The organism is Alphaproteobacteria bacterium (genome assembly GCA_040905865.1).
Taxonomy (GTDB): Bacteria; Pseudomonadota; Alphaproteobacteria; order UBA8366.
The window spans coordinates 1-2990 of sequence record JBBDQU010000067.1 but is presented as its reverse complement, the minus strand read 5'-3'; the positions used below and the strand labels follow the sequence as shown (position 1 = coordinate 2990).

Sequence of the window (2990 nt, the reverse complement as noted above, 5' to 3'; positions counted from 1 at the left end):
GGCGGCAAGGAAAAATATTCCCTCTTGCAACTTAACGCCTAATGGGTGTCACCGGTTTAGGAGCGGTTTGTTTCGCATGTCGGCAAGGCAAAATCGGGTGTCGGGGGAGTCGGCGGGAATCGATGGCCGTATCATTTTTCCGTAACAATAACTGGGTATAGAGAGGTGCACGATCCGGGTTTAACTTATATTTCTCTTTGAGGTCTTCCATCGCAATGACCGATAAAGGCAAATTGAAACTGCCGGATTGTTTCATCGCTGATCTTTGCGTTCCGGGGCAACCGACGCGGCTGTTGCAGCGAAGAGGCGATGCACTCGTAACTGTTGACGACAGGCCGGAGATGACCTTTCCGATCGTGCGCGGTACGCCAATTCTGATCAATGAAGATAATTCGGTTTTTCTGTTGAGCCATTATCGGGAAGGGAAAGTGACTACGATGGATCTCCGCGATCCGACGGAAAAGGATCGCGGCGTTCTTGCCCGCCTGAAAGCACAAGTGGGCCGGATGATTCCGGGGAAGTCGCGTAATGTCTCGAAATATTCGGGGCGCGATGCCCTCGCCGATCTCCTGGATAAACAGCCGGACGCGAAAATACTGGTTGTTGGCGCCGGCGAAGCGCGGTTTGAAATCCAGCGGGATGCAAACATCGTATATACCGACGTTGCACTGGCGCCGGATACACATCTTATCGCGGACGCGCACGATATCCCGTTTGTCGGCGGCGTTTTCGATGCCGTGTTCGCAATCGCCGTCCTCGAACATGTTGCTGACCCCAATCGGTGCGTCGAAGAAATTCGTCGTGTACTCAAACCCGAGGGGCTGGTTTTTTCGTCGATTCCATTCATGCAGCAGGTCCACATGGGTCGGTACGACTACACCAGATTCACCGCCATAGGCCACAGGCGCCTGTTTCGCTGGTTTGATGAAGTGCGCTCAGGCGTCAGTAATGGACCCGGGATGGCGCTTGCCTGGAGTCTTGAATATTTTTTGTCCAGCTTTTCCGAAAAGCCGGTTACGCGGCACCTTCTGCAACTCCTGAGCCGCTGCATCAGCTGGCCTTTTCTGCTGGCCGACGAATTCCTGGCGGGAAAGGCGGGGGCGTATGACTGTGCTTCCGCATATTATTTTTGCGGTCGACTGCGGGATGCGCCGTTAAGCGAACGCCAGATTATTGCACAGTACAGGGGCATGGGAGGCCTGTCCTGAATGCAGTACGCGGCGGTGTCCGCTGCCCGACGCTGTAACCGTTTCGACCTGAAATCTTTCAAATGCCTGTAACGCCGCTGTCACCGATCCGTCCGGTTTGCGCCGCTACGGTGTCCGGACCGGCGGTGGCGCCGAATCCGGGGTACCGCGATTCGCTGCCGCTGCCGAACACCCTGGCGAAAGGCGGAACCGATGGCATCTTTCAATCGACTGGACGTAAGGCTGGCGCGGGACGACGACGAGATCAGGCAGGCGCAGGCATTGCGGTACCGGATATTCTATGAGGAACTGGGCGCGCGCCTGACGCCGGAACTGCGTCGCCTCCGCCGGGACGTCGATGCGCTCGACGAACGCTGCGATCATCTGCTGGTCGTCGACAATGCGGCGTGTGACAAGTCGCGGCGCGTTGTCGGCACCTACCGCCTGAACCTGGGCCGGTCCGGCGACGAATCCGGGACATTCTATTCCGCCGGCGAATACGACCTGAAGCCGCTGCTGAAATGGCCGGGAAAACTGCTGGAGGTGGGGCGGTCCTGCGTCGCGGCGGAATACCGGCGCGGCCCGGTGATGCAGCGGCTGTGGACCGGCATCGCGGCCTATATGGACGCGCACGAGGCCAGCGTCCTGTTCGGCTGCGCCAGCTTCCCGGGCACGGACCCGGCGGAACATGCCGTAGCCCTGTCCTATCTGTATCGCCATCGCCTCGCGCCGTCGCAGCTTCGGGCCAGGGCGCTGCCGTCCCGGCGCGTCGACATGGCGATGCGCGAGCGCGGATCCTACGATCCCGGCGCGGCGATGGCGGCGCTGCCGACCCTGATCAAGGGTTATCTGCGGCTCGGCGGCGTCATCGGCGACGGCGCGGTGATCGATTGCCAGTTCAATACGGTGGATGTCTGCATGGTCGTCAACGCGCGTGAAATCGTCGCCCGCTAGTTCCGCACCTCGGCACCGGACCGGGATAACGGCAAGGACGCTTCGCCATCGGCCTGCGCTACGCCGGAGCCCGCGACGACGAGTGCCGCTTTTGCCGGCGGCGGCACCCGGTAGCGCGCCCATCGGGCTTCCCCCTCCATGACCAGGCGATTGTCGTCGACGAGGGATTTGAGGCGGTATTGCAGCGTACGGCGCGGCGGCGCCAACTCCAGCGCATCTTCGATCTGCCGCACGTTCGCACCGTCGGGATACCGCGCCACGGCGACCTCAATCGCCTGCAAATCTTCGTCCCGGATGCGCCTCGCCACGATGTCCTCTTAATTGCGTGCAAACCTTTACGCGCAATTAAAACATAGTTGTGCGCAATTTACAAATTATATGCGCAATTGTACCCTCTATGCGCCATAATTTCCTGCGCATAAAGCCCTTTTGCTGCGCATGGCGCTGTAGGCGCAGGAAACGGATGCTTGCATGGTTCGGTGCAGGTGGAGAGGCAAGTCTCCAAGCCCCGCGAGCGATTGAACGGCGATACGTTCTACTGGCGCATGAGGGCTCGATGCCCGACATGCGCCACGGCGAGAGGGATGCAACGGGAGAGCGCAGCGTCTCCCTTGCCAAGATGCGTGTATTACACGCACATCTTGCGCGTAGCGTTTGCATACGTATTGTACACCGTCAGGCAAAGGTTAAGACCTTTCCAAATTCGTGCGCAACGATGCATATTCAGTTCACACGGCCCGCGTAAACCGAAACAGCGTTTGCTGGGTATCCCCGCCCTCAGCTACGTCATTTACTCCAGGGCTGAATCATAAATTGTTAATGCGCTGAGGGACGAACAGGATTCTTATG

Annotated in this window: 3 protein-coding genes; 2 read left to right on the top strand and 1 reads right to left on the bottom strand. The window is 59.1% G+C overall.

Features of this window, described 5'->3' with window-relative positions:
* Positions 1-215 precede the first annotated feature (215 nt).
* Both WD767_14890 and WD767_14885 read left to right on the top strand, forming a co-directional pair.
* Complete coding sequence (locus WD767_14890; protein ID MEX2617380.1) at positions 216-1208, top strand: class I SAM-dependent methyltransferase; 993 nt, start codon at positions 216-218, stop codon at positions 1206-1208.
* A gap of 192 nt (positions 1209-1400) precedes the next feature.
* A complete protein-coding gene (locus tag WD767_14885; GenBank protein MEX2617379.1) occupies positions 1401-2141 on the top strand; it encodes a GNAT family N-acyltransferase in 741 nt (246 codons plus the stop codon).
* Here the strand turns inward: WD767_14885 and WD767_14880 are convergent.
* Positions 2138-2449 carry a hypothetical protein gene (locus WD767_14880; GenBank protein ID MEX2617378.1) on the bottom strand — a complete coding sequence of 104 codons (312 nt, stop codon included), beginning with the start codon at positions 2447-2449 and terminating at the stop codon, positions 2138-2140. The genes WD767_14885 and WD767_14880 overlap by 4 nt on opposite strands.
* Positions 2450-2990: the final 541 nt, after the last annotated feature.

Bases quoted from the DNA above. Each gene is read 5' to 3' on its own strand.
- WD767_14890 (MEX2617380.1), top strand. From the start codon at position 216: ATGACCGATAAAGGCAAATTGAAACTGCCGGATTGTTTCATCGCTGAT.
- WD767_14885 (MEX2617379.1), top strand. From the start codon at position 1,401: ATGGCATCTTTCAATCGACTGGACGTAAGGCTGGCGCGGGACGACGAC.